We start from the raw sequence: 24,406 nt of genomic DNA on the forward strand, positions 1-24,406 counted from the left end.
CGCTCAGGGCGCGCCCCGCGGGGGGCGCGGGTGGCGGGCGGGGGGGCGGGGCGCGGGGGGGGGGCCCCCCCCCCCCCGGCCCCCCCCCCCCCCCCCCCCCCCCCCCCCCCCCCCCCGCCCCCACAGGGTAGGATCGCATGATGCGTTAGAAGGTCATTTCCTTCACATCATCCGGCACGATCAGCTTGCCGGCGGTCTTCTCGATGATTTCTTCAACGCTCACCCCCGGCGCGGTCTCGCGCAGGATGAAGGCGCCGTCTTCGATTTCCAGGTAGGCCAGGTCGGTCAGCACCTTGCGGATGCAGCCGGCGCCGGTCAGCGGCAGGCTGCACTGCGGCAGCAGCTTGGACTCGCCGTCCTTGGAGGCATGGGTCATGGTGACGATGATGTTCTCGGCGCCGGCCACCAGGTCCATGGCGCCGCCCATCCCCTTCACCAGCTTGCCCGGGATCATCCACGAGGCGATGTTGCCCTGCACATCCACTTCGAAAGCGCCGAGCACGGTCAGGTCGACGTGGCCGCCACGGATCATGGCGAACGACTGTGCCGAATCGAAGATCGAGGCGCCGCGGCGGGCGGTGACGGTCTGCTTGCCGGCGTTGATCATGTCGGCATCGATGGTGCCTTCGGTGGGGAATTCGCCCATGCCGAGCAGGCCGTTTTCCGATTGCAGCATCACATCCATGTCGGCGGGTACGTAGTTGGCCACCAGGGTCGGAATGCCGATGCCCAGGTTGACGTAGTAGCCGTCCTTCAGTTCACGGGCGACGCGTTGCGCCATCTGTTCGCGGGTCAGTGCCATGGTCAGGATCTCTTTGTTGTTCTGGTGGATGGCGCTCAGGCCTTGACGGTGCGCTTTTCGATACGCTTTTCGAAGGTGCCGACGATGACGCGGTCCACGTAGATGCCCGGGGTGTGGATCTCGCTGGGCAACAGCACGCCGGGTTCGACGATCTCTTCCACTTCGACCACGGTGATCTTGCCGGCGGTGGCCGCCAGCGGGTTGAAGTTTTGCGCAGTGTTGCGGTACACCACGTTGCCGTAGTGGTCGGCCTTCCAGCCCTTGACGATGGCGAAGTCGCCGGTGATGGATTCTTCGAGGATGTACTTGCGGCCGTTGAACTCGCGCACTTCCTTGCCATCGGCAACCGGGGTGCCGTAGCCGGTGGCGGTGTAGAAGGCCGGGATACCGGCGCCACCAGCGCGCATTTTTTCGGCCAGGGTGCCCTGCGGGGTCAGTTCCACTTCCAGCTCACCGCTCAGCAGCTGGCGTTCGAACTCGGCGTTCTCACCCACGTAGGAGGCGACCATCTTGCGGATCTGCCGGTCTTCCAGCAGCACGCCCAGGCCAAAGCCATCGACACCGCAGTTGTTGGAGACCACAGTCAGGCCCCTGACGCCACGGCGCCTGATTTCGCTGATAAGGTTTTCCGGGATGCCGCACAGGCCGAAACCACCAGCCAGTACCGTCATGTTGTCGGTCAGGCCTTCGAGGGCCTGTTCATAGGTTGCAACGCGCTTGTCCAGTCCGGCCATGCTGATCCGCCTTTTGTAGTTGTTGAACCGACGAGGCTGTCGGTGAGCGTGTGGGGACATCTTCACCGCAAGCGACTGATTTGTTAATTTTGTTTTCATCATCGATTGATAAACTTTGCAAAACAACCAACAGGCCTGTCATGAACGTCAAGCAACTGCGCGCCTTTGTCACCGTGGCCAAGTACCAGAGCTTTGCCCAGGCCGGTGAACACCTGCATGTTTCGCAACCCGCCCTGAGCCTGACCATCAAGGCCCTGGAAGAGAACCTTGGCGGCGCCCTGCTCAGCCGCACCACGCGCAGCGTCAGCCTGACTGCCGAGGGCGAGGTGCTGCTGCCGCTGGCGCGGCGCCTGCTGGCCGACTGGGACGACACCGAAGAGATGCTGCGCCAGCGTTTCACCCTGCAACTGGGCCGGGTTTCGGTGGCGGCCATGCCGGCCTTTGCCGGCAACCTGCTGCCCCACTCGCTCAAGGTATTTCGCCAGCGCTACCCGAAGGTCAACGTCACCGTGCACGATGTGATCAACGAACAGGTGCTGGAACTGGTGCGCCATCGCCGCGTCGAACTGGGCATCGGCTTCGAACCGGACAACATCGATGGCCTGGATTTCCACCCGTTGTACATGGACCGGTTTGTCGCCGTGGTGCCCGCCGATTCGCCCTTGGCGCAGCTGCCCCAGGTCAGCTGGGCACAATTGCTGGCCGAAGACTTCGTGGCCCTGCAACGCCCTTCGGCGGTGCGCCTGCTGATGGAGCAGAACGTGGCCGCCCACCACGGCAAGCTGGCGGTGGCTTTCGAGAGCCACCAGCTGTCGACCATCGGCCGCATGGTCGCCAGTGGCCTGGGGGTCAGTGCCGTACCGGCGCTGTGCATCAACCAGATGCAGGAGCTTGGTGCCCGCTGCGTAACCCTGGTCGAGCCCACGGTCGAGCGCCGCATCGGCGTGATTGCCCTCAGCGAACACAAGCTTTCCACGGCGGCGCAAGCGCTGCTCGAGGTACTGCTTTCCAATACCCGGATCCCGGAGGTGACATGCGTTACGTGAAACTGGCAGGTTCGAGCGTTCCGGCCATCGGCCAGGGCACCTGGTACATGGGTGAAGACCCGGCCCGCAAGGCTGCCGAGGTGGCGGCCCTGCAACAGGGCATCGAACTTGGCCTGAGCTTGATCGATACCGCCGAGATGTATGCCGAAGGTGGCGCAGAAGAGGTCGTTGGCCAGGCCATTGCCGGGCGCCGCGACCAGGTGTTCCTGGTCAGCAAGGTGTACCCGCACAATGCCAGCCGGCACGGCATGGCGGCCGCCTGCGAGCGCAGCCTGACGCGCCTGGGCACCGACTGCATCGACCTGTACCTGCTGCACTGGCGTGGTCAGCACCCGCTGGAGGAAACCGTCGACGCCTTCGAGCGCTTGCGCGAGCAAGGCAAGATCAAGCGCTGGGGTGTTTCCAATTTCGACGTCGACGACCTGCGCGAGCTGCACAACCCCGATTGCGCCACCAACCAGGTGCTGTACAACCCGACCCAGCGTGGCATCGAGTTCGACCTGTTGCCGTGGTGCGAAAAGCGCGCCCTGCCAATCATGGCCTACTGCCCGCTGGCCCAGGCCGGGCGCCTGTTGCAGCACCCGGTGCTGGCGGAAATCGCCGAGCGCCATGGGGCCACAGCGGCCCAGGTCAGCCTGGCCTGGGTGACCCGGGATGACGGGGTGATAGCCATCCCCAAGGCCGTGGCGCCCGAGCATGTGCGGCTGAATGCGGCTGCGGGTACGTTGACCCTGACCAGCGAAGACCTGCGGGCGATCGACCGGGCGTTCCCGGCACCGACACGCAAGCAGCGGTTGGCGATGGTGTAACAGAACTGAACTCGCAAGCAATTCTGGCACCCTGTGGGAGCGGCTTTAGCCGCGAAGAATCCAACGCGGTGCATGGCACCGGCTGCGCCGGTGTTCGCGGCTAAAGCCGCTCCCACAGGGTGCCGGGGATTAATGGAAATCCCGGCTGCGCACATCCAGCCCTTGCAACAGCGGGCTCACATCCTCCAGCCGCCGCGCGATCAGGTGGCGCACGCCATTCTCCTGCTCCAGCCGCCCGCTGACCTTGAGCAACTGCGACCCCACCAGCGCCCGCCGCTGCCGCTCGGCCAGATCCCGCCACACCACCACATTGACCATGCCGTGCTCGTCCTCCAGGGTGACAAAGGTCACGCCACTGGCGGTCTGGGGCCGCTGGCGGCCCACCACCAGCCCGGCCACGGCAATGTGGTCGCCATGCCCGACACCTTGCAGTTCGCATGAGCTGCGGCAGCCCAGCGCCCGCAGACGTGAGCGTAACAAGGCCAACGGATGCGGCCCAAGCGTGGTGCCAAGGGCCTGGTAATCGGCCATCAGGTCCTCCGCCACGCTGGGGACAGGCAGCTCAACGGTGCTTTCCGGCAAGGCTGCCACGTCGGCAAACAAAGGCAGTTGCGGCTGCACCGCCGCCACCTGCCAGCGCGCCTGGTGCCGGTCGCTGGCCAAGGCGCGCAGCGCGCCGGCATCGGCCAGCTGAGCGCGGGTACGCGAATCGAGCCCGGCACGCAGGCACAGGTCTTCGACATCGCGCCATGGCCGCTGCGCCCTGGCCTGCGCCAGGCGCCTGGCATCGGCCTCGGCAAGACCGCGCACCAGGCGCAAGCCCATGCGGATGGCCAGGGCCCCTCCAGGCTCAGGCTCCAGGGTGCAGTCCCAGTCACTGTGGCACACATCCACCGGCCTTACCTCGATGCCCTGGCGCCGGGCCTCTTGCAACAACTGGTCGGGGCTGTAGAAGCCCATGGGCCAGCTGTTGACCAGCGCGCAGGTGAAAATCGCCGGTTCATGGCATTTGAGCCAGCTGCTGGCATAGCACAACAAGGCAAAGCTGGCCGCGTGCGACTCCGGGAAACCATAGCTGCCAAAGCCCTTGATCTGCTCGAAGATGCGCTCGGCAAACGCCAACTCGTAACCATTGCGCAACATACCCTGCACCAGCCGCTCGCGGTGCGGCTCCAGGCCACCGTGGCGCTTCCAGGCAGCCATGCTGCGGCGTAACTGGTCGGCCTCGCCCGGGGTGTAGTCGGCCGCGACCATCGCCAGCTCCATCACCTGTTCCTGGAACAGCGGCACGCCCAGGGTGCGCTCGAACACTGCCTTCAGTTGCGGTGAAGGATACGTCACCGGCTCCTGCTTCAGGCGCCGACGCAGGTAAGGGTGGACCATGTCGCCCTGGATCGGCCCGGGGCGGACGATGGCTACCTCGATGACCAGGTCGTAGAACTTTGCGGGCCGCAGCCGCGGCAGCATGGCCATTTGCGCGCGTGACTCGATCTGGAACACGCCCATGGTCTCGGCACGGCTGATCATGGCGTAGGTGGCCGGGTCTTCGCCGGGAATGGTCGCCAGGGTCAGGTGCCGGCCACGGTGGTGTTGCAGCAGGTCGAAGCAACGGCGCAGGGCACTGAGCATACCCAGCGCCAGCACGTCGACCTTGAGCAGGCCGACCATGTCCAGGTCGTCCTTGTCCCACTGGATCACCGTGCGCTCCGGCATCGCGGCATTCTCCACCGGCACCAGCTCGTCCAGGGGTTGCTGCGAGATAACGAAGCCGCCCGGGTGCTGTGACAGGTGCCGGGGGAAGCCGATCAATTCGCCGGCCAGCACCAGCACCCGCCGCAGCGAAGGGCTGCCCGCCTCGAAACCGGCCTCGGCCAGGCGCTGGTCATCAGGTATGCGATCGCTCCAGCGGCCACAGCATTTGGCCAGGGCGTCCACCTGGTCGGCGGGCAGCCCCAGCACCCGCGCCACATCCCGCACCGCACCGGCGGCATGGTAGGTGTTGACCACCGCAGTGAGCGCCGCCCGGTGCCGGCCATAGCGGCGGAACACATACTGGATCACCTCCTCGCGCCGGTCGTGCTCGAAGTCCACGTCGATGTCCGGCGGCTCGTTGCGCTCGCGCGACAGGAAGCGCTCGAACAACAGGTGATGTTTCATGGGGTCGAGCTCGGTGATGCCCAGCACGAAGCACACCACCGAGTTGGCAGCCGAACCCCGGCCCTGGCACAGAATGCGCTGGCTGCGGGCGAAGGCGACGATGTCGTGCACCGTCAGGAAGTAGCTTTCGTAGCCCAGCGCCTCAATCAGCGCCAGCTCCTTTGCCAGCACCTCCCGCACCTTGCTGCTCGGCCCTTCTGGCCAACGCAACGGCAAACCCTGCTGGCATAACTCACGCAACCAGCTCGCCGGGGTATGCCCCTGAGGCACCAGCTCGCGTGGGTACTGGTATTTCAACTCGCTCAGTTCGAACTGGCAGCGCGCAGCGATGGCCAGGGTCTCGGCCAGCAGGTCGGCGGGATAGAGTTCGCCCAGTTGCGCCTGGCTGCGCAGGTGCCGCTCGCCATTGGCAAACAGGAAGCGCCCGGCCTCGGCCACCAGGCAATGCTGGCGAATGGCGGTCATGCAATCCTGCAAGGCGCGGCGACCGCGCACGTGCATGTGCACGTCGCCACAGGCCACGGCGCGGATGCCGACCCTTGCCGCCAGGCCGCGCAAGCGTTCAAGGCGCAAGGTATCGTCACTGCCGCGGTGCAGGTGCACGGCCAGCCACAGGCGCTCACCGAACACGCCGTGCAGCCACTGCCCGGGGCTGGCATCGCCGCTGTCATCGGCCACCCACAATGCCAGCAGGCCCTGATGGTGCTGCTGCAGGTCATCGCGAAACAGTTGGTACTCGCCCTTCTGCGCCCGTCGCCGGCCCCGGGTGATCAGGGCGCACAGGTTCTGGTAGCCGGCCAGGTCCTGCACCAGCAGCACCAGCCTGGGGCCGTCCTGCAACTGCACTTCACTGCCCACGATCAGCCGCAGCTGATGTTCCTTCGCCGCCTGCCAGGCACGGACGATGCCGGCCAAGGTGCATTCGTCAGTGATCGCCAGCGCCTGGTAGCCCTGCTCACGCGCGCGCCGGAACAGCTCGTCGGCGCTCGACGCGCCGCGCTGGAAACTGAAGTTGGACAGGCAATGCAGCTCGGCATAACCCGGGGTGTTCATGCGAACCAGCCCTGCAGCCACAACGGGCCGGCCTTGCCCAGGTCACGGTAGGCCCAGCCGCGCAGGCCATCACGGGTTTCGATGCGGTAATAGTCGCGACGCACATCGCCGCCATCCCACCAGCCCGACTCGATACGCTCGGCATGGCCTTGCACGCGGTAGCCGGCTTCGTCCAGCGCCACGGGGGCCGACAGCAGCCAGCCAGGGCGGCTGCCAGGAGCCACCGGCATGTTGCCCTGGGCACCCTGCTCTACCGCTTGCCAGGCACATTCGGGGCGATGATCGGCTGCCGCGCTCAGGCCCTTGACCGCCTCATCGCCCAGGCGCGCACGTAGCCGTTCGCGCAATTGTTCCCAGGGTTGCGCCTGTTGCGCACGCGGGTCGAACAATGCCTGGTGTTGCGGCACAAAGGGTGGCAGGTCCTCGGCGACCAGCCGCAGGTTGCGCACCGGTGCGGGAATGCGCAGCGGTTCCAGGCGCCCGCGCGCCAGTTCGAACAGCATCGCGGCATCGCGTTCGGCGGCCAGCAGGCCCACCTTCAGCAAGGTATCCGGCCCTTCGGCGTGCTCCAGGTGCAGGCAGAAACGCTGCACGCCACAGTCACGCCCGGCGAGGAACGCGGCAAGGTCGTTGAGCATGCGCCGCAGCGGGAACAGCAGGGCCTGGTGTGATTCGACGTCGAAGTTCAGCTCCAGCCGGGTCTCGAAACGGTCCGGAGGCTGGTAGAAGTCCAACCCCAGGTTGCGCAGGCCGAGCAGTTGGTCAAGGTGCAATTGCACCTGGGCCGGAAAGCGCCTGGCCAGGCTGTCGCGGGGCAAGGCCAGCACCTGGCTCAACTGACGCAGCCCCATGCGGGCAAAGGCTTCGGCAGCCTGCCCAGGCAAGCCGATACGCTCGATGGGCATACCCTGCAGCGCCGCGCGGGTGGCGTCGGCATCGCTCACGGCCAGGCCATCGTGGCCGTTGGCGAGCATGCGCGCCGCCACCGGGTTGCTGGCCAGGACGATGCGTTGGCGCAAGCCCAGTTCCGCCAGCTCCTGGCGCAGGCGTGCCTCGAACAGCGGCCAGGGGCCGAACAGCTGCAGGCTGGAGCCCACCTCCAGCAACAGCGCCCGTGGGTAGTGCAGGCTGACCTGGGCGCTGAAGCGGTAGGCCCAGGCTGCCAGCAACTGCTGCACCTGGTCGATGCGCCTGGGGTCGGCTTCGACGCAGCTGAAGCCATCGGCCAGTGCACGTGCCGCCGTCAGGGTTTGCCCGGCCCGCAGGCCCAGCGCGGCCGCCGCCGGGTTGACCGCCTGCAGTACGCGTCGCTGGGCCGGCCCGCCAAGCAGCACCAGAGGTGTATCGGGGTCGTCACGCTCACGCAGGACCGTGTCCAGCGCCAGCTGAGGGAACAGGATGCAGGCCCAGAGCATGCTGCATCAGCCCCGCCCCGGGCAGGCGATGGGCAGCGCCGGTGGCATGCCGCCACGGCTTTTCAGCACGCGCCATTGTGCCGGACGGGTGTCGATGGCAATGCGCAGCGCTGCAGGTGAAGGGTTATGCGCCGCCTGTTGCGGCCTGCAGGCGAAGGCCAGCGCCTGGCCGGTTTCGGCAGCCACCTGCAAGCGCCGCAGGGCGCGGTCATCGGCACGCTCCGGCCAGCACAGCACCGCTGCGCAACTGCCGGAACGCAGGCACTGCTCGGCAGCCCACAGGGCATCTGCAGGTTCGGCGGCCACCTGTACCAGCCAGCGCAGGTCCACCCCCGCGGCCTGCCAGGCCGGGGCGTAAGGAATGAATGGCGGTGCCACCAGTACGATTCGGCTGGCCTCGGCACTCAAACGGGCCAGGGTTGGCCACAGCAGCTGCAATTCGCCACAGCCGGGGCTGGCCAGCAACAGTTCGCTGAGCGCAGACGCCGGCCAACCGCCTTCCGGCAGGCACTGGTCAAGGGCAACATGGCCCGTGGGCTGCAGGCCGAGTGGCCGCGCCTGGGCCTGCCGGCCGCGCCATACCCGGCGCTGGTCGAGCAGCCTGTCGAGGTCGACCACCGCGCCCATCAGTCACGCCTCAGCAAGCCGCAGAACACGCCTTCGATGAAGAACTCCTGTTCAGGTCGCACATCGATGGGCGCATAGGCCGGGTTGCGTGGCAACAGCCGGTAATTGCCGCCCTGGCGTTGCAGGCGCTTGATGGTCACCTCGCCGTCCAGGCGCGCGACCACGATCTGGCCATCGCGGGCGTCGGCCTGCTGGAGGATGCCGACCAGGTCGCCGTCGAAAATGCCGTCGTCGATCATCGAGTCGCCACGCACCTTCAGCAGGTAGTCGGGGGTACGGCGGAACAGGCTGGGGTCGAGCAGCAACTGCTCGTGAATGTCGAGGTCCGGGCCGATGGGGGCGCCTGCCGCCACCTGGCCGAGCACCGGCACTTCGAGGATTTCCGGGCGGCGCAGCCGTTCGGCCAGGCGTATGCCCCGCGCCTGGTTCGGCGTGACGTCGATGTAGCCGGCCTGGCACAGGGCGGTGATGTGCTTGCGCGCGACACTGCGCGAGGCAAAACCGAAGCGCGTGGCGATATCGGCCAGGCTCGGCGGCTGGCCGTGATCGGCAATGCGCTCACGGATGAACTCGAAGATGGCGCGGCGTTTTGGGGTTAGATTGTCCATGGAGCACATTTGTACTCTTTTCGGAGCACGCTGAACAGCCCCCTTCGTCGTCGGCTTGGCGACTGCGATCAATATGTAGCGCGCCAATAGGCCAGATAGTGGAAATATATTTTGCGCGCTAAATATTATCGCGCAGTATTAACCCCAGGCAGCAAGCAGTCGCTGATCCCACTACCCAAGCTAACGGAGCATGATCATGACCATCATCAAAGCAATCACCATCGCCACCCTGACCTTTGGCAGCAGCGTCGGCGCCTTCGCCCAGACCGCCTCCCCTTACCAGTACGGCATGGACCTGGACATCGCCCAAGTGATCGCGGTAGAGGGCTCGAGCCAGGCCACCGGCCACGCCGACACCGCCACCCTCACCTACCGTGACAGCGACGGCAAGCTGCAGAAGATCAGCTACCTGCGCCCAGCCACCTACGCCAACCAGAACTGATGACCAAACGTCGAAAGCCGGAGCGTGCCAACGGCCGGTTACTTGGTTGGCTTTCCAGCTTTGGCAGTTGCTGACTCGATGCGCAGGCGCCAACCTCGAGTTCGAGCACAGCTCTGCCAAGGCTGCCGTACTCCAGTACACTCAGGAATTCGCGAAGTTCACGTAACGCCAAAGGCAAAGAATCTCCCTTCTGGCCCGCCCACGATTTCTGGACCTGAATACCCAATGCTGACTGCCCTGCTGTTCGACCTCGACGGAACCCTCACCGACACTGACACCTTGCACCTGCAGGCTTTCCGCCAACTGCTGCGCGAGCATGACGGCCGCGAGCTGAGCCAGGCGCAGTTCGATGCCCAGGTCAGCGGCCGTGCCAACGGCGAGCTGTTCGCCGAGCTGTTTGCCGGTGCCAGTGCCGAACAGTGCCGGGAGCTGGCTGACCGCAAGGAAGCGCTGTTCCGCGACATGTCACCGTCTCTGGAGCCGATGCCGGGCCTTGTGCGCCTGCTGGAACATGCCCAGGCTCGAGACATCGGCATGTGCGTGGTGACCAACGCGCCGCGGCTGAACGCCGAGCACATGTTGAACGCCATGGGCCTGGGCCAGCGCTTCGCGCATGTGCTGGTGGCCGAGGAACTGGCACGGGCCAAGCCGGACCCGTTGCCCTACCTGACCGGGTTGCAACGGCTGGGTGCCGAGGCCGGGCAGGCACTGGCCTTCGAGGATTCGCTGCCGGGGGTGGCGGCAGCGAGTGGCGCGGGGATCTTTACCGTGGGCGTGGCCACTACGCAGACACCGGAGCGGTTGCTGGCGGCGGGGGCCAGGTTGGTGATCGATGATTTCAACGACCCGGCGTTGTGGGCCTTGATCGGATCCATGCAATGAGCATGCGGGGCCGCATCGGCCTCAAGCCATGCGCCATCCCTGTGGGAGCTGGCTTGCCGGCAATGGGCTGCGAAGCGGCCCCAGAATTTCCAGGCAACATGCACGCCCCTGCCATTGTGCACACCCAGGTCAACCCATGCTGATCGACGAAGAACTGACCCTCAAGAAGCTGGAAACCTTCCTCGCCTTCATGCGCACCGGCAACCTCGGCCGCGCAGCCGCCGAGCTGGCCACCAGCGCCGTCAGCGTGCACCGCGCCATCCACTCGCTGGAAAGCGCACTGCGCTGCCCGCTGTTCAAGCATGAAGGTCGTCAGCTGATCCCGCTGGAAAGCGCCTACGTGCTGGAAAAGAAAGCCCGCCAGCTGATCCAGGACGCCGAGCAGATGGTCCGCCAGACCCGCGAAGCCGCCGGCTTCTACGCCGAGCGCTTCCGCCTGGGCGCGCTCTATTCGCTGACGGTGAAAACCGTGCCCAAGCTGGTCATGGGCCTCAAGCTGCGCCGCAGCGAACTCAACATCGACCTGACCCTGGGCTCCAACGTCGACCTGCTGCAGCGCCTGAGGAACCACGAGCTGGAGGCCATCCTCGTGTCGCTCGACGAAAGTGTCAGCGACCCGGCCTGCGAGCAGTTGCCGCTGTTCTCCGATGACATCTTCCTTGCCGTGCCCATCGATTCGCCCTTCGCCGAGCAGGCCGAGGTGGACCTGGCCGACCTGGCCGACTCCACCTTCATCACCCTGACCCAGGGCTTCGCCACCCACCGCGATGGCGCCCGGGTGTTCCAGCAGGCCGGCTTCGAACCCAAGGTAGCCATGCAGGTGAACGATATCTTCACCCTGCTGAGCATGGTCAGCTCGGGCGTGGGCTTTGCCCTGCTGCCCGGGCGTATCGCGGCGGTGTACGAGAACCGGGTCCGGTTGATAGCCCTGAAGCCGCAATATCGCTTGCAGCAGCATATCGGCGTGGTGTTCCTGAAAGCGCGGGAGCGGGAGCCGAACCTGCTGGCGTTGCTGGCGGAGTGCCGGATGTATAGCCTGGAGCGCTGAGGGGCCTCGGACACAGCTTCTTTTTGTTGTTTGCTGGACTGGCCTCTTCGCGGGTAAAACCGCTCCCACAGATACCGAGCGAGCCTCGGGCAATGCACTTCCCCTGTGGGAGCGGGTTTACCCGCGAAGAGGCCGGTACAGGCTGACTCAAACCACCAAGGCCCGCTGCACCTCGCCCACCGTTGTAGCCAGGCTGTTCAGGTGCAGGTTCAACACCCGCTCCACCGGCGCCTGGTCCAACGGCCAGTGCAAGGCAATGCTCCCGGCCAGGCGCCCTTCGGCATGCACCGGCAGGGCAATCGCGCGGATCAGGAACGGCAAGCGCACCGGGTACTCCCAGTGCCCTTCGGTTCGCTGGCCGAACCCCTTGTTCGCTTCCTCCTCGATGTCGCGCAGCACTGCCTCGTCGCCCACCTGCTCATGGGTCGCCAGGCGCTGCACTTCATCGACCGCCAACTCTCCCAGGCATGCCCGCCCCATCGCCGAGTGGAACAGGCTGGCATGGTGCCCGACGATCTGGCAGGTGTGCGGGTAGCGCTTGCGCAGTACCTGGGGGATGGCGCTTTCCATCACCTCCAGCCGCTCGCCGTCGAAACACGACAGGTCGGCCACCAGCCCGGTACGCTCGCTCAACTCCAGCAACATGGGCGCGGCGCTTTCCACCAGGCGCCGCTTGAAACGCAACTGGCGGTCACCGAACAGGCGCTGCGCGCACAGCCGGTAGCGCCGGTCGCTGAGGCCGCGGTAGACCCAGCCCTGTTCCTGCAAGGTGGCGAGCATGCGCGACACCGTGGCCTTGGGCAGCGCCGTCAGGTAATGCAGTTCTTCCAGGCCCAGCGCCTGGTGTTCGCCCAGCAGGTCGACGATGGCCAGCGCCCGTTCTACCGAGCGCACGCCGCCACTGTCTGCCGTGATGCCCATGTGTGTGACCTCCCTGTAGCTGGATGGTCAGGATAGCCAGCAAGATCCGCGCCTGCCCAGCGGTTTCATGGCGCTTGCAGGCTCCGGGGTGGGCGCCGCGCTACCCAACGGGTGAGCTGTTCATGGGCATGGGCCAGCTGCAATACCGCATGGTCGGCCTGGGCCGGGCCGATGATCTGCAGGCCCATGGGCAACCCGGCAGCATTGAAACCGACCGGTACGCTGATGCTCGGCAAACCGGCCAGGGTCGGTCCTGTCACCACTTCCATCCAGCGGTGATAGGTGTCCATCGTCCGCCCCCCGACCACCGTTGGCCAAGGTTGCCGTGCATCGAAAGGGAACACCTGGGCCGATGGCAACAGCAGGAAATCGTAACGCTCGAACAGCTTGCCCAGCGCACGGTACCAGTCGCTGCGGGCCACTGAAGCCTGGTACACCGCAGCCGCGCTCAGTTGCAGGCCACCCTCCACCTCCCACTGCGCCTCGGGCTTGAGCAGCGCGCGCTTGCGCGGGTCGGCATAGGCCGCACCGAGGTTGCCGTGCACCAGGAAGTGGCGATGGGTCAGCCAGCATTGCCACAAGCGCGCCAGGTCGAACGCCGGCTGGCAGGCCTCGACCCGGCAGCCCAGCTCGGCGAAGTCCGCCAGGGCCGCTTCGCACAGGCTCAGCACCCCGTCATCCATCGCCAGGTAGCCGTCGTAGTCGCCCAGCCAGCCAACCCGCACGCCGCGGAAATCGCGCTGCAACCCAGCGGTAAAATCGCGCCGGTCCTCCCCCAGCGACAACGGCGCCCGCGCATCGAAGCCCGCCTGGGTCGACAACAGCCGCGCCACATCCACCACGCTGCGCCCCATCGGCCCCTCGGTGGCCAGCTGCTGCATGAACAGTTCCGGCGCCGGCCCATGGGGCACCCGGCCCTGCGACGGGCGCAGGCCATACACATTGTTGAACGCCGCCGGGTTGCGCAGCGAACCCATCATGTCGCTGCCGTCGGCGACCGGCAGCAGGCGCATGGCCAGCGCCGCCGCCGCCCCACCGCTGCTGCCCCCGGCCACCTTGTCCGGGTCATAGGCATTGGTGGTGGTACCGAACAGGGTGTTGTAGGTCTGCGAACCAAGGCCGAATTCCGGCACATTGCTCTTACCCACGATCAGCGCCCCACTGGCCCGCACCCGCGCCACGCTGATCGCATCCTGCTCGGGCACCTGTTCGGCAAACAGCGGCGAGCCCAGGGTGGTGCGCAGCCCGGCAGTAGCGGCCAGGTCCTTGATCGCCTGGGGCATGCCATGCATCCAGCCCCGCGAATGGCCACGGGCCAGCTCGCGGTCACGCTCATCAGCCTCGGCCAGCAGCACTTCGGCCGGGCGCAACGACACCAGCGCATTGACCTGCGGGTTGAAACGCTCGATATGCGCCAGATAGGCCTGCATCACCTCACGGCACGATATCTGGCGGGCATGGATGGCCTGGGACAATGCCTCGGCATCGAGGGCAACGATGGGGTCGATGGCTAGCGACATCACGGTTCTACTCCCAGGTTGAACGCGGCAGCTTTGCCCGCGCGTGGGGCTTCTTTCAGGCAATAGGTGCCCAGCAGTGTCAGCAGGCAGGCGAACAGCACGTAGAACGACGGCGCCACCGGAGTGCCGAGCACCTTGCTCAGCCAGGTGACGATCAACGGGGCGAAGCCGCCGAACACCATCACCGCCACGTTATAGGCCACCGACACACCGGTAGAACGCACCTCGACCGGGAACTGCTCGGCCAAGGCCGTGGGCGCCGGCCCGAAGAAGCCGCCAATGGCAGTGCACAGCAGCAGTTGCATCACCAGCAGGCGCTCCAGCGACGGCGCGGCAGCCACCCACACATACAACGGGTAGACCATGACGAAGAACGCCAGGGTGAAGGCCATCAGTACCGGGCGCCGACCCAGCCGGTCAGACAATGCCCCGGACAGCGGGATCACCACGGTCATCAGCCCCACAGCCAGCATCTGCACCAGCAGCACCTGGTCCAGCTGCAGGCCAAGGTTCTTGTGGGCGAAGGTCGGCATGTTCACCAGTACCACGTAGAACGACACCGTCGCGCCACAGGCCAGGCCCATCGATACCAACAGGCTGCGCCGGTGCTCACGCAGCACCTGCCACAGGCTGGGCGACTGGCCCTTGGCCTGGCGGCGCGCCTCGATGAACTCCTCGGGTTCTTCCATGTGCTTGCGAATCCACAGCCCCACCGGGCCGATCAGCAGGCCGAGCACGAACGGGATACGCCAGCCCCAGCTGTCCAGTGCCGCAGGCGTGCACAGGTGGGTGACCAGCGCCACCATCGCCGCCCCGGAGAACACCGCCAGGCACTGCCCCACCAGTTGCCACGAGCCATACAGGCCCTTGCGGTGGGCCGGCGCGCTCTCCACCAGAAATGCCGTGGCGCTGGCGTACTCGCCGCCGGTGGCAAAACCCTGCAGCATGCGCGCCACCACGATCAGCATCGGCGCGGCCATGCCGATGGCCAGGTAGTCGGGGGCAAAGGCGATCATGGCAATGGACACGGTCATCAGCCGGATGATCATCTGCATCGCCGCCTTGCGGCCCTTGCGGTCGGAATACATGCCCAGCAGCACACCGCCCACCGGGCGCATGAAAAAGCCGACGCCAAAGGTGGCCAGGGCCATCAGCAGCGAGGCATATTCGTCGTCGGAGGGGAAGAATTGCCGGGCGATGATGCTGGCCAGAAAGCCGTAAACGATGAAGTCATACCACTCCAGGGCGTTGCCGATGACGGCGGCGACCACTTGCCGGGTACGCGACACGCCGGTGCTCGAAGTCTGCATAGGAAACACTCCACACAATGATTGGGTGATCGCCCAGGCGCGGTCGCGCCCGGGTTCCAGCGGCAGTCGTCAAAAGGAAAGGTCAGGCGGGCGCGAGCCAGCGCTCTGCCAGCGCGCCCCAGTAGGCGGCGCCGGTCAGCAGGATGTCGTCGTTGAAGTCGTAGGCCGGGTTGTGCACCATCGGCCGCGATACGCCATTGCCGATGAACAGGTAGGCGCCCGGGCAGCGTTGCAGCATCCAGGCGAAGTCTTCGCTGCCCATCAGCTTGCGGGTGTTGCCATCCACTGCCTCGGTACCCAGCAACTCCACTCCCACCTGCCGGGCAAAGGCGTTTTCCGCGGCGTGGTTGACCAGCACCGGGTAGGCCGGGCGGTGTTCGATAGTGGCGCGGCAGCCAAAGCTCTCGGCCTGGCTGACGATAATGGCGCGCACTCGCTCCAGGGTCTGCGCCCTCACCTCGGCGTTCAGCGCGCGCAGGCTCAGGCGCAGCAGCGCCTGCTGCGGGATCACGTTGGCCGCTTCGCCGGCCTGCAAGGCGCCGACGGTAACCACGGCCGCCTCCTGCGCATCGATATTGCGCGCCACCACGGTTTGCAGGGCCATCACCACACTGGCCGCCGCCACCAGCGGGTCGACGGTCAGGTGCGGCATCGAACCATGGCCGCCAACCCCGTCGAGGGTCACCGTGAGCAGGTCTTGCGAGGCCATCATCGGCCCCTCGCGAAAGCCCAGGTGCCCGGCCGGCAGCCCGGGCATGTTGTGCATGCCGAACAGTGCATCGCAAGGGAAGCGTTCCAGCAGACCGTCGGCCAGCATCGCCTCGGCGCCACCCTGGCCCTCCTCGGCCGGCTGGAAGATCAGCGTCAGCGTGCCGTCGAACTGCCGGGTCGCTGCCAGGTAGCGCGCGGCGCCCAGCAGCATGGTGGTATGCCCGTCATGGCCGCAGGCGTGCATGCAGCCCTGGTGCTGGCTGCTGTACGCGGCGCCGGTAGCCTCGTGGATGGGCAGCGCGTCCATGTCGGCGCGCAGGCCCAGGCGGCGTGGGCTGCTGCCATTGCGCAGTACGCCGACCACGCCGGTCTTGCCGATACCGGCATGTACCTCGTAGCCCCATTCTTCGAGCAGACGGGCGACCAGCGCTGAAGTGCGGCTTTCTTCAAAACCCAGCTCCGGGTGAGCGTGAATATCGTGACGGATTGCGTGCAGGTCGCTGGCCACATCGTTCAGCCAGGCCAGGATATGCTGATGTCGGGACATGTAGAGTCTCCTCGCGCGGGTGGTTTCCCGTTCTTGTTGTTCGCCTAGAGGTCACGACGGGTGAGGCAGGTCGTGCTTGGCTGACAGATAAGCGCGAGGAGCGATGAAGCACAATCGAATCTGGTTTCATGCTGTGGAACATAAAAGCAGGGCCTGGGCTAATGCCTGCCAGTTACGCGGTCACCGTGGGAGCTTGCCCAGCCCTTTGGGATGCGCTGTCGCGTAGATAACTGAATTTGCGAGCAATCCGCGTAATTTGTGGGAGCGGCTTTAGCCGCGAAGAATCCAACGCAGTGCATGGCACCGGCTGCGCCGGTGTTCGCGGCTTAAAGCCGCTCCCACAGAGTCCCTGCCAATTCAATGAGTTATGTACAGTTCTATGAGAGCTGGCTTGCCTGCGATGGGCAGCGTAGCAGCCGCGTTAACGCGATCTGACAGGCATTGGGGCCTTGGCTTACCTGGCCTGCCTGCTTCGGATCACACAGAGGTTTCTCTGAACCTCGCGCGCCCCTGCACGACCCGGTCCCTGGGTGCGATCAGCGGCGACTCTTTGCCTCTGAGCAGATACCACCCACTGGCCTCCATTAGCGACGCTCTCAACAACGTACCCAGCGGTAGCCTCAGTTCCCTGGCGGTTTTAATGGCTCTGGTACTGTCAAAGATCAACTGATCGAACTTGGCCGTGCCACCGACGCCTGCAGTTACGATACCAGCGGAGGTCAACACCTCAGCGCTCAGGGATGCAGCGGGAAAGCCAAATGCCGTTGCAACACCTGGTACCTTCAAGGCTGTGCTGACCAAGCCAGCATTGAAGACGATTGCGTTATTTCTGCGGCTGCGCGAATCGAACTCCTTGGGTACCGGCTGTTTGTTGATGTTTGCCTTTGACCGGCGAACAATGTTTTTAGCAGCCTTGACCAAGGATGAGAACATTCCCACAGTACCGGTTATACCCCCGAGAAACTGGCCGATTACACGCGTTATCGAATGGCCGTCGCGATCTACATTGTTGACAGGGTCTCCTTGGCAATAAGCATAGGCATTAAGCCCTCCCCGACCAAACGGGCTGAATATGTCCGGGCGATGAAAGCGCATCAACACGGTATCATACGCACGCTTACCATTGCCCAACAGGTAACAGCGCGGCAATGATGCTCCTGGTTCTCCGATAAAGGCCAATAAAGGGCCGGTTTGGACTAACCAATAGCCATAGGGTGTATATAGATGGACTGGGAAATTATTACCTGCATGAATTGATGATTGCGGATCAGTTGCGAGTAATGTCGAAGTTTTCATGACTGTAAGTTTCTGGTTGTTGTGTTTGCCAAACCACACTAACACGCATGAACATGCGTTAATAACTCCCAGACCTACTGAGCGGAAACATTATCCACGTATGGTTGATCTTGGCGACCAGCCGGCCAATGGCATCGCGCTCGAACAGCGTATGACGTTCCGGGCGTTCGGCGTTTTCACCGTAGCCAATCTCATCCAGTCGGGTCAGATGGCCACCGACGTTGTAGCTGAAACGCCGGGTCAGGTTATCCACCCGCACTTCTTCAGTCAGCCGGTCCGAGGCGTCGTAGGCAAAGCTGTAAGTAGCGTTGTTTTCGTTGACCAGCGCGGTCAGGCGCACGGCCTTGTCGTACTCGTAACGCACCCGCTGGCCCTTGGCATCCTGGCGGCTGCTCGGCAGGCCACGGGCCGTACGCATCAAACGGGTGGTCTGGCCCTTGCCGTCGGTGTGGCTGATTACCTGGCCGTAGACGTTGTAGGTGAAGGTTTCCGCGGTGCCGTCCGGGTGGCTGATCCGTACCACTTCACCGTCGGGCTTGCGCTCCAGCGTGGTCGTCTGGTTCAGCGCATCGGTCACCGCGACGAGGTGCTGACGCTCGTCGTAGCGGTACCAGGTGCTCTTGCCCGAGCAGTCCTGATAACGCTCGACCTGGGCCAGGGTATTCCACCACAGGTACTTGGACTTGTAAGTTGCATCGATGATGGTATGCGGCAGGCCGTCATCGCTGTTCAGGTACTCGGTCATCTGGCCCAGTGCATCGAATTCGGCGAGCAGGTTGCCCTTGTCGTCGTAGCGCGCTCGCCAGGTGCTGCCGTCCGGATAGCTGACCTGGGTCACCAGCGTGGTCAGGTGGTGATATTCGTAGGTGGTCTTGCGGCCCAGCGGGTCGGTTTCTTCCAGCAGGCGGGCGTATTCATCGTACTTGAAGGCGAGCCGGTTGCCGTCCGGCAAGTCCAGGCCAACCATGTTGCCCTGCTCGTCCAGCTCGATGGCGTAGCGTTCGCCACCGTAGTCACGGCTGGCGAGTACGCGGTGGTCCGCGTTGTACTGCACTTCCAGCTCGCGGCCGAGCACGTCGGTGGCCCAGCTGGTGCGGGCGTCTAGGTCATAGCGGAAGTGGTAGTGCTCGCCATCGCTGGTCCAGTGCTCGACCACGCGCGGCTTGTCGCCGAGGGTTTCCCAACGGTAGTGGCAGCCCAGGCCCAGCGCGTTGCTGTGGGTTACCATCAGGCCTTCGGCGTAGCTGAAGCTGCGCACGGTGTCGCCGTTGCGGTTGATCACCGCACTCAGCTGGCCGTGTTCGTCGTAGCGGTACTGGGTGAGCGTTTCCACCGCCTGGTTGTTCACCACGCGCTTGATGTCGGTCAGGCGACCCAGCGGGTTGTCGTAGTGCAGGTGCACGCGTGTGCCGCCGGTGGCGCTGATGTCGGTCAGCGTACCGTCAGGCGTGCGGGTGAAATGCAGGAAGTGGCCGAGGGCGTTTTCGATGCGTTGCAGCGGCACTTCGCTGTTGGTGTCCGGCACTTCGCCGAAGTAGAAGAACAGGTTGCCGAGGGTTTGCAGGATGTAGTGGCCGCCCTCGGTGCACACCAGGTACACCTGCTCGTGCGGGTTGTAGATGCGCCCGGCGGCACATGCAGTGAAAGAATATCGGCTCTACCTATACTTTGGCAGAGCCAAACAAACCATTCGTTATTAAAGATCGAATCCTTATTCCCCCAATGCTCACAACAAAAACTTTAAATTAAAAACAACACATAACCGCACATCGAAAATCAGATCCAAACACTAAAAAATGTTGACGCAGAGCGCCAATTCCAGGTTCCTCTGGACCTTCGTCGAGCTTATTCGCCCTCATATAACCCAACATACTTCAACCCATTATAATTCGACTTTAGCGGCTTGGAAATTACCGTGCCACCATCAGAGTACCAGAAAATTGCATTAGCCTTAGTAATTCCAAGTCTCAAACACTCCGCCTTTAGATCCTCAATGCAACTGGAATCAACCGCAGATTCAAGCAAGATCTCCTCTAAATTCACCTCCTCCGCTTTTCTTGGTATAATTCCTATGAAATCCTCGTCATACCATCTCACACCAATATCTTTGCAAAACCCACAAATCTTATATGCTGGATCATCCAAATCCACAGAATAGTCTAATTCAAAATACTTTAGATACTCATCCTCCGAAGAGAAATTTGTACCTACCCAAACATGAACTTTTTCATACCGATCAATATCATAAGAGTCCATCTAGCATGCTCCTAGCTTCATGTGTTTGCTGTGATGTGAATCGATCACGCTAAGCGCTTGAGCTTTGCTTTGCGCGCCATTCAGGTCTTTAATTAAATTATTATGGAACAGCCTTCCAGCCCTACTACCATGGTGCGGACCGTCCGGCACAGGATTACCATGTTTGTCTGTCACACCCACAAAAGTAATATCTTTGGTTGGCACTGTCATTTCTTTAAGCTCTTGAGCGGTAAAGCCAAGTTCTTTTGCCTTCGACGCTATAGAGACAGGGAACATCTCATGTTTACCTCCCGGATTTCTAAGGGCGGCTTCTACAGCTTTTTTATTATCAACAATATCTTGAACTGAGGCGCTATTAAACCAGCTATCAAACCCGTTTTTCTCCCAAGGCACCCAACCCAAAGGGTCAACCCAAGTAGTCGGCGCCGGCACATAAACATATAAATTAGCACCGCCTCTGACACCTATTGGATCCTGAGTGACAAATCGCCCAATTTCTGGATCGTAGAACCGAAAAGTATTGTAATTCAGGCTCGATTCGCAATCAAAATACTGACCTTGGAACCGCAGGTTTTGCTCGACATCCTTGACCGGCAGACTATCTATTGCACCCCAAGAACAATACGTCGCCTGCCAAACGATCTCGCCATCACTGTCCGTCAACTCAAGCGGCGTACCAATCTGGTCAGTATGGAAGTAATAGACCTTCTGCTCCTCCCCTTCCGCCTGATCAACCCGCGCCAGCGGCGCATAGCTACCCGGCTCATACAGGTACAGGATGCTCTGCCCCGGCGTCTCCTCCCGCAGCATCCGCAAGCCCTGCCAGAGGAAGCGCTTCTGCTCGACTTCGCCGTTGATTTCCGTCTGCTTGGCTATTCGCCGCCCCAGGCTGTCGTAACGGTAGTGCCCGGTACTCTCCAGCTTGCCATTGACCAACGTTTCCGCCCGCACCAGCCGGTTCTCGCAGTCATAGCTAAAGCTCTGCAGCTTGCTGTGCCCCGAGCGCTTCTCGATCAGGTTGCCCCACGGGTCGTAGCGGTACTCCTGATCCCGCCACTGTTTGATCCGGTTGTCCTTGACCTTGTCGAACTGTCGCGCATTGAAGTCCAGCCGGTTGGCTGCCGCGTCGTAGCGGAATTCCTCGCTGCCCACCAATGAGCCGGTATCGCGGCTGCGCAACTGCCCGTTGGCTTCGTACTCGTACTTGATCTCGCCCCGCAGCTTGTCCAGCGTGCGCACCAATTCACCTGCCGGGTCGTACTGATAGCGACGGTGGATCGGGTTGTACGCATGCTCCACCAGCAACGAGGTATTGATACCGGTGTTGTGCACCTGCGAGAGCTTGTCGGCCGGCAAGTTCGAGGCAAACTGCCAGGCCTTGCGCCCCATGGCGTCATAGCCAAAGCAGCTGGTGAGCTTGCCCTGGGTCCGGTACACCTCGCGGTGCAGGTCATCACGCTCCATATCGCTGATGACCTGGCCATCCAGGTTCAACTGGTGCAGGTGCCCACTGCCGTAGTACAGGTGGTTGACCTTGCGACCGTCCGGCAGGGTCAATGTGGTCAGGTTGCTGAGTGGATCATACTCGTAGCCGAGCGTGCCGTCGGGGGTAATTTCTTTGGTCAACCGGCCCAGCAGATCGTAGGCGTACTCCAGCTTTTCTTCGCCGATCCCAAGCTGCTTGCCGATCCCGGTCGGCTGCCGCTCGATGCTCAGCAACCGGTCGCCGTCGTCGTACGCGAAGGTCTGGCTCGCATCGCGGTTGATCTTGGCGACCAGCCGGCCAATGGCATCGCGCTCGAACAGCGTATGACGTTCCGGGCGTTCGGCGTTTTCACCGTAGCCAATCTCATCCAGTCGGGTCAGATGGCCACCGACGTTGTAGCTGAAACGCCGGGTCAGGTTATCCACCCGCACTTCTTCAGTCAGCCGGTCCGAGGCGTCGTAGGCAAAGCTGTAAGTAGCGTTGTTTTCGTTGACCAGCGCGGTCAGGCGCACGGCCTTGTCGTACTCGTAACGCACCCGCTGGCCCTTGGCATCCTGGCGGCTGCTCGGCAGGCCACGGGCCGTGCGCATCAGGCGTGTGGTCTGGCCCTTGCCGTCGGTGTGGCTGATTACCTGGCCGTAGACGTTGTAGGTGAAGGTTTCCGCAGTACCGTCCGGGTGGCTGATGCGCAGCACTTCACCGTCCGGCTTGCGCTCCAGCGTGGTGGTCTGGTTCAGCGCATCGGTCACCGCCACCAGGTGCTGACGCTCGTCGTAGCGGTACCAGGTGCTCTTGCCCGAGCAGTCCTGATAACGCTCGACCTGGGCCAGGGTGTTCCACCACAGGTACTTGGACTTGTAAGTTGCATCGATGATGGTATGCGGCAGGCCGTCATCGCTGTTCAGGTACTCGGTCATCTGGCCGAGGGCATCGATTTCGGCGAGCAGGTTGCCCTTGTCGTCGTAGCGCGCTCGCCAGGTGCTGCCATCCGGATAGCTGACCTGGGTCACCAGCGTGGTCAGGTGGTGATATTCGTAGGTGGTCTTGCGGCCCAGCGGGTCGGTTTCTTCCAGCAGGCGGGCGTATTCATCGTACTTGAAGGCGAGCCGGTTGCCGTCCGGCAAATCCAGGCCAACCATGTTGCCCTGCTCGTCCAGCTCGATGGCGTAGCGTTCGCCACCGTAGTCACGGCTGGCGACCACGCGGTGATCGGCGTTGTACTGCACTTCCAGCTCGCGGCCGAGCACGTCGGTGGCCCAGCTGGTGCGGGCGTCGAGGTCGTAGCGGAAGTGGTAGTGCTCGCCATCGCTGGTCCAGTGCTCGACCACGCGCGGCTTGTCGCCGAGGGTTTCCCAACGGTAGTGGCAGCCCAGGCCCAGCGCGTTGCTGTGGGTTACCATCAGGCCTTCGGCGTAGCTGAAGCTGCGCACCGTGTCGCCGTTGCGGTTGATCACCGCGCTCAGCTGGCCGTGTTCGTCGTAGCGGTACTGGGTGAGCGTTTCCACCGCCTGGTTGTTCACCACGCGCTTGATGTCGGTCAGGCGACCGAGCGGGTTGTCGTAGTGCAGGTGCACGCGGGTGCCGCCGGTGGCGCTGATGTCGGTCAGCGTACCGTCAGGCGTGCGGGTGAAATGCAGGAAGTGACCGAGGGCGTTTTCGATGCGTTGCAGCGGCACTTCGCTGTTGGTGTCCGGCACTTCGCCGAAGTAGAAGAACAGGTTGTCGAGGGTTTGCAGGATGTAGTGGCCGCCCTCGGTGCACACCAGGTACACCTGTTCGTGCGGGTTGTAGATGCGCTGGCCCGGCTGCAGGGTCACGAACGGCACTTCGCGGCCCTGGTTGTCGATAAGGTAGATGAACGAGCCCTGCCGGCGCAGGCTCTGCTCCCAGGGCAGTACCCAGCCGCGGCCGAGCACGCTGTCGACAGTCAGGTCGCTGGCGTAGAAGCGCGACCACTCGATCGGCATCAGGCCAGGCAGGCTGAAGTCGATTTCATCGGGGATCAGTTTGCGGCCGGTGGTGAGGTCGACCGGGTTGCCGACCAGGCCGCCGATGGCCCTGCGGGCGACGGGTTCGACCACGTAGCGGCTGGCCACCTCGCCGGCGACGAAGCCGGCGGTGAACTTCAGGGCGCAAGGCATGACGGCTTTCATGCCGGCCTGGGTACCCGCCTTGATCAGCTGGGCGATACCGCCTGCGGCACCGGCGATGGCCATCAGCACATCCACGGTGGTGCGCAGCCACTCCGGGATCTCGTCATCCACTGGCAGGTAGCGATAGGTGCCACCGCCGATGATGACGTTGTCCGACCCACCGGAAATGGTCGCGCCGCAGGTCAGCTTGTCGCCCTTGCGTGCAGCCGCGACGCTGTTGATGAAGACGTTGGTCGAGCCTTCGGCAATCTGCACCGGCCCTGGGTGCTTGTCGCAGGCACCGATGCTTTTTTCGACGCGGGCAGCCTTGCGGCTGTTGATGAAAACGTTGGGTGAGGCAGTGGTTATCGTCCCTGAAGGGGACGAGAACATACTGCCTATCGCCTCTCCGGCGGCGGTCAGCAAGCTGCCCCCGATGCCGGCTGCGAGGCCGGCCAGCAAGGCCACGCCGAACCCGCAGGTGAAGGTGGCGATGGCCACCGTAGCCACCAGTGCGATCCCCAGGGCGGCCCCGATCAGGAAGCCCCCCAGCGCGCTTGTGTGCGATATCTCGTCGCCGAACCTGGCCGCTTCGAACATGAGG

Annotated in this window: 18 protein-coding genes and 1 pseudogene; 5 read left to right on the top strand and 14 right to left on the bottom strand. The window is 63.8% G+C overall.

The genetic code is table 11. The annotated features are described in order from the left end of the window. Positions 1 to 145: 145 nt before the first annotated feature. Together ACIQYU_RS12185 and ACIQYU_RS12190 are read right to left on the bottom strand one after the other, a co-directional pair. Positions 146 to 802 (bottom strand): CoA transferase subunit B, encoded by a 657-nt coding sequence (locus ACIQYU_RS12185; RefSeq protein WP_025339254.1) that lies wholly within the window; start codon positions 800 to 802, stop codon positions 146 to 148. A gap of 35 nt (positions 803 to 837) precedes the next feature. Next, positions 838 to 1,536: a CoA transferase subunit A gene (locus tag ACIQYU_RS12190; RefSeq protein ID WP_233688375.1), complete on the bottom strand. Its 699-nt coding sequence runs from the start codon at positions 1,534 to 1,536 to the stop codon at positions 838 to 840. 140 nt (positions 1,537 to 1,676) lie between these two features. On the opposite strand from ACIQYU_RS12190, the gene ACIQYU_RS12195 reads away from it, so the two are divergent. Both ACIQYU_RS12195 and ACIQYU_RS12200 read left to right on the top strand, forming a co-directional pair. Next, positions 1,677 to 2,582 carry a LysR family transcriptional regulator gene (locus ACIQYU_RS12195; RefSeq protein WP_063914154.1) on the top strand — a complete coding sequence of 302 codons (906 nt, stop codon included), beginning with the start codon at positions 1,677 to 1,679 and terminating at the stop codon, positions 2,580 to 2,582. Beyond that, positions 2,570 to 3,391, top strand: coding sequence for an aldo/keto reductase (locus ACIQYU_RS12200; protein WP_233688374.1), 822 nt, complete (start codon positions 2,570 to 2,572; stop codon positions 3,389 to 3,391). Before ACIQYU_RS12195 ends, ACIQYU_RS12200 begins: the two co-directional genes overlap by 13 nt. A 129-nt stretch (positions 3,392 to 3,520) precedes the next feature. On the opposite strand, the gene ACIQYU_RS12205 is transcribed toward ACIQYU_RS12200, so the two are convergent. Genes ACIQYU_RS12205 through lexA form a run of 4 tightly spaced genes read right to left on the bottom strand, consistent with a single transcriptional unit; the run spans position 3,521 to position 9,260 of the window. Beyond that, positions 3,521 to 6,601 (bottom strand): error-prone DNA polymerase, encoded by a 3,081-nt coding sequence (locus ACIQYU_RS12205; protein ID WP_402800046.1) that lies wholly within the window; start codon positions 6,599 to 6,601, stop codon positions 3,521 to 3,523. Beyond that, the gene (locus ACIQYU_RS12210; protein ID WP_207832693.1) at positions 6,598 to 8,016 is read right to left on the bottom strand and encodes a DNA polymerase Y family protein; all 1,419 of its coding nucleotides are present in this window, start codon (positions 8,014 to 8,016) and stop codon (positions 6,598 to 6,600) included. The genes ACIQYU_RS12205 and ACIQYU_RS12210 overlap by 4 nt, the downstream gene beginning before the upstream one ends. A gap of 6 nt (positions 8,017 to 8,022) precedes the next feature. Next, entirely contained in the window at positions 8,023 to 8,643 is a 621-nt protein-coding gene (imuA, locus tag ACIQYU_RS12215; protein WP_063914158.1) for a translesion DNA synthesis-associated protein ImuA, read from the bottom strand. Next, complete coding sequence (lexA, locus tag ACIQYU_RS12220) at positions 8,643 to 9,260, bottom strand: transcriptional repressor LexA (RefSeq protein WP_025339260.1); 618 nt, start codon at positions 9,258 to 9,260, stop codon at positions 8,643 to 8,645. The genes imuA and lexA overlap by 1 nt, the downstream gene beginning before the upstream one ends. A gap of 187 nt (positions 9,261 to 9,447) precedes the next feature. Here lexA and ACIQYU_RS12225 point away from each other — a divergent pair, with 187 nt between their 5' ends. The 3 genes from ACIQYU_RS12225 (at position 9,448) to ACIQYU_RS12235 (ending at position 11,623) form a co-directional block, all read left to right on the top strand. Then, positions 9,448 to 9,693 (top strand): DUF2790 domain-containing protein, encoded by a 246-nt coding sequence (locus ACIQYU_RS12225; protein ID WP_207832691.1) that lies wholly within the window; start codon positions 9,448 to 9,450, stop codon positions 9,691 to 9,693. A 225-nt stretch (positions 9,694 to 9,918) separates the two neighbouring features. Beyond that, the gene (locus tag ACIQYU_RS12230) at positions 9,919 to 10,575 is read left to right on the top strand and encodes an HAD family phosphatase (protein ID WP_233688372.1); all 657 of its coding nucleotides are present in this window, start codon (positions 9,919 to 9,921) and stop codon (positions 10,573 to 10,575) included. 136 nt (positions 10,576 to 10,711) lie between these two features. Beyond that, the gene (locus tag ACIQYU_RS12235) at positions 10,712 to 11,623 is read left to right on the top strand and encodes a LysR family transcriptional regulator (RefSeq protein ID WP_207832687.1); all 912 of its coding nucleotides are present in this window, start codon (positions 10,712 to 10,714) and stop codon (positions 11,621 to 11,623) included. A 147-nt stretch (positions 11,624 to 11,770) separates the two neighbouring features. On the opposite strand, the gene ACIQYU_RS12240 is transcribed toward ACIQYU_RS12235, so the two are convergent. From ACIQYU_RS12240 to ACIQYU_RS12275, 8 genes and pseudogenes are all read right to left on the bottom strand, one after another. Continuing rightward, positions 11,771 to 12,544 (bottom strand): IclR family transcriptional regulator, encoded by a 774-nt coding sequence (locus ACIQYU_RS12240; RefSeq protein ID WP_207832685.1) that lies wholly within the window; start codon positions 12,542 to 12,544, stop codon positions 11,771 to 11,773. Positions 12,545 to 12,609: 65 nt separating this feature from the next. Then, positions 12,610 to 14,064, bottom strand: a complete 1,455-nt coding sequence (locus ACIQYU_RS12245) for an amidase (protein ID WP_207832683.1) — start codon at positions 14,062 to 14,064, stop codon at positions 12,610 to 12,612. Beyond that, entirely contained in the window at positions 14,064 to 15,374 is a 1,311-nt protein-coding gene (locus ACIQYU_RS12250) for a citrate-proton symporter (protein ID WP_207832681.1), read from the bottom strand. Before ACIQYU_RS12250 ends, ACIQYU_RS12245 begins: the two co-directional genes overlap by 1 nt. Before the next feature lie 82 nt (positions 15,375 to 15,456). Then, positions 15,457 to 16,632, bottom strand: a complete 1,176-nt coding sequence (locus tag ACIQYU_RS12255) for a M20 aminoacylase family protein (protein WP_207832679.1) — start codon at positions 16,630 to 16,632, stop codon at positions 15,457 to 15,459. A gap of 477 nt (positions 16,633 to 17,109) precedes the next feature. Then, on the bottom strand, positions 17,110 to 17,928 hold the full coding sequence (locus tag ACIQYU_RS12260; RefSeq protein ID WP_207832677.1) for an RHS repeat-associated core domain-containing protein: 819 nt from the start codon (positions 17,926 to 17,928) through the stop codon (positions 17,110 to 17,112). 103 nt (positions 17,929 to 18,031) lie between these two features. Then, a pseudogene (locus ACIQYU_RS12265) lies at positions 18,032 to 19,552 on the bottom strand (type IV secretion protein Rhs); the annotation flags it as partial. Positions 19,553 to 19,773: 221 nt separating this feature from the next. Beyond that, complete coding sequence (locus tag ACIQYU_RS12270; protein ID WP_402800060.1) at positions 19,774 to 20,184, bottom strand: immunity 22 family protein; 411 nt, start codon at positions 20,182 to 20,184, stop codon at positions 19,774 to 19,776. Next, positions 20,185 to 24,402 (bottom strand): RHS repeat-associated core domain-containing protein, encoded by a 4,218-nt coding sequence (locus tag ACIQYU_RS12275; RefSeq protein WP_402800063.1) that lies wholly within the window; start codon positions 24,400 to 24,402, stop codon positions 20,185 to 20,187. Between the last annotated feature and the right edge of the window lie 4 nt (positions 24,403 to 24,406).

The organism is Pseudomonas sp. NPDC096925, assembly GCF_044762545.1.
Classification (GTDB): Bacteria; Pseudomonadota; Gammaproteobacteria; order Pseudomonadales; family Pseudomonadaceae; genus Aquipseudomonas.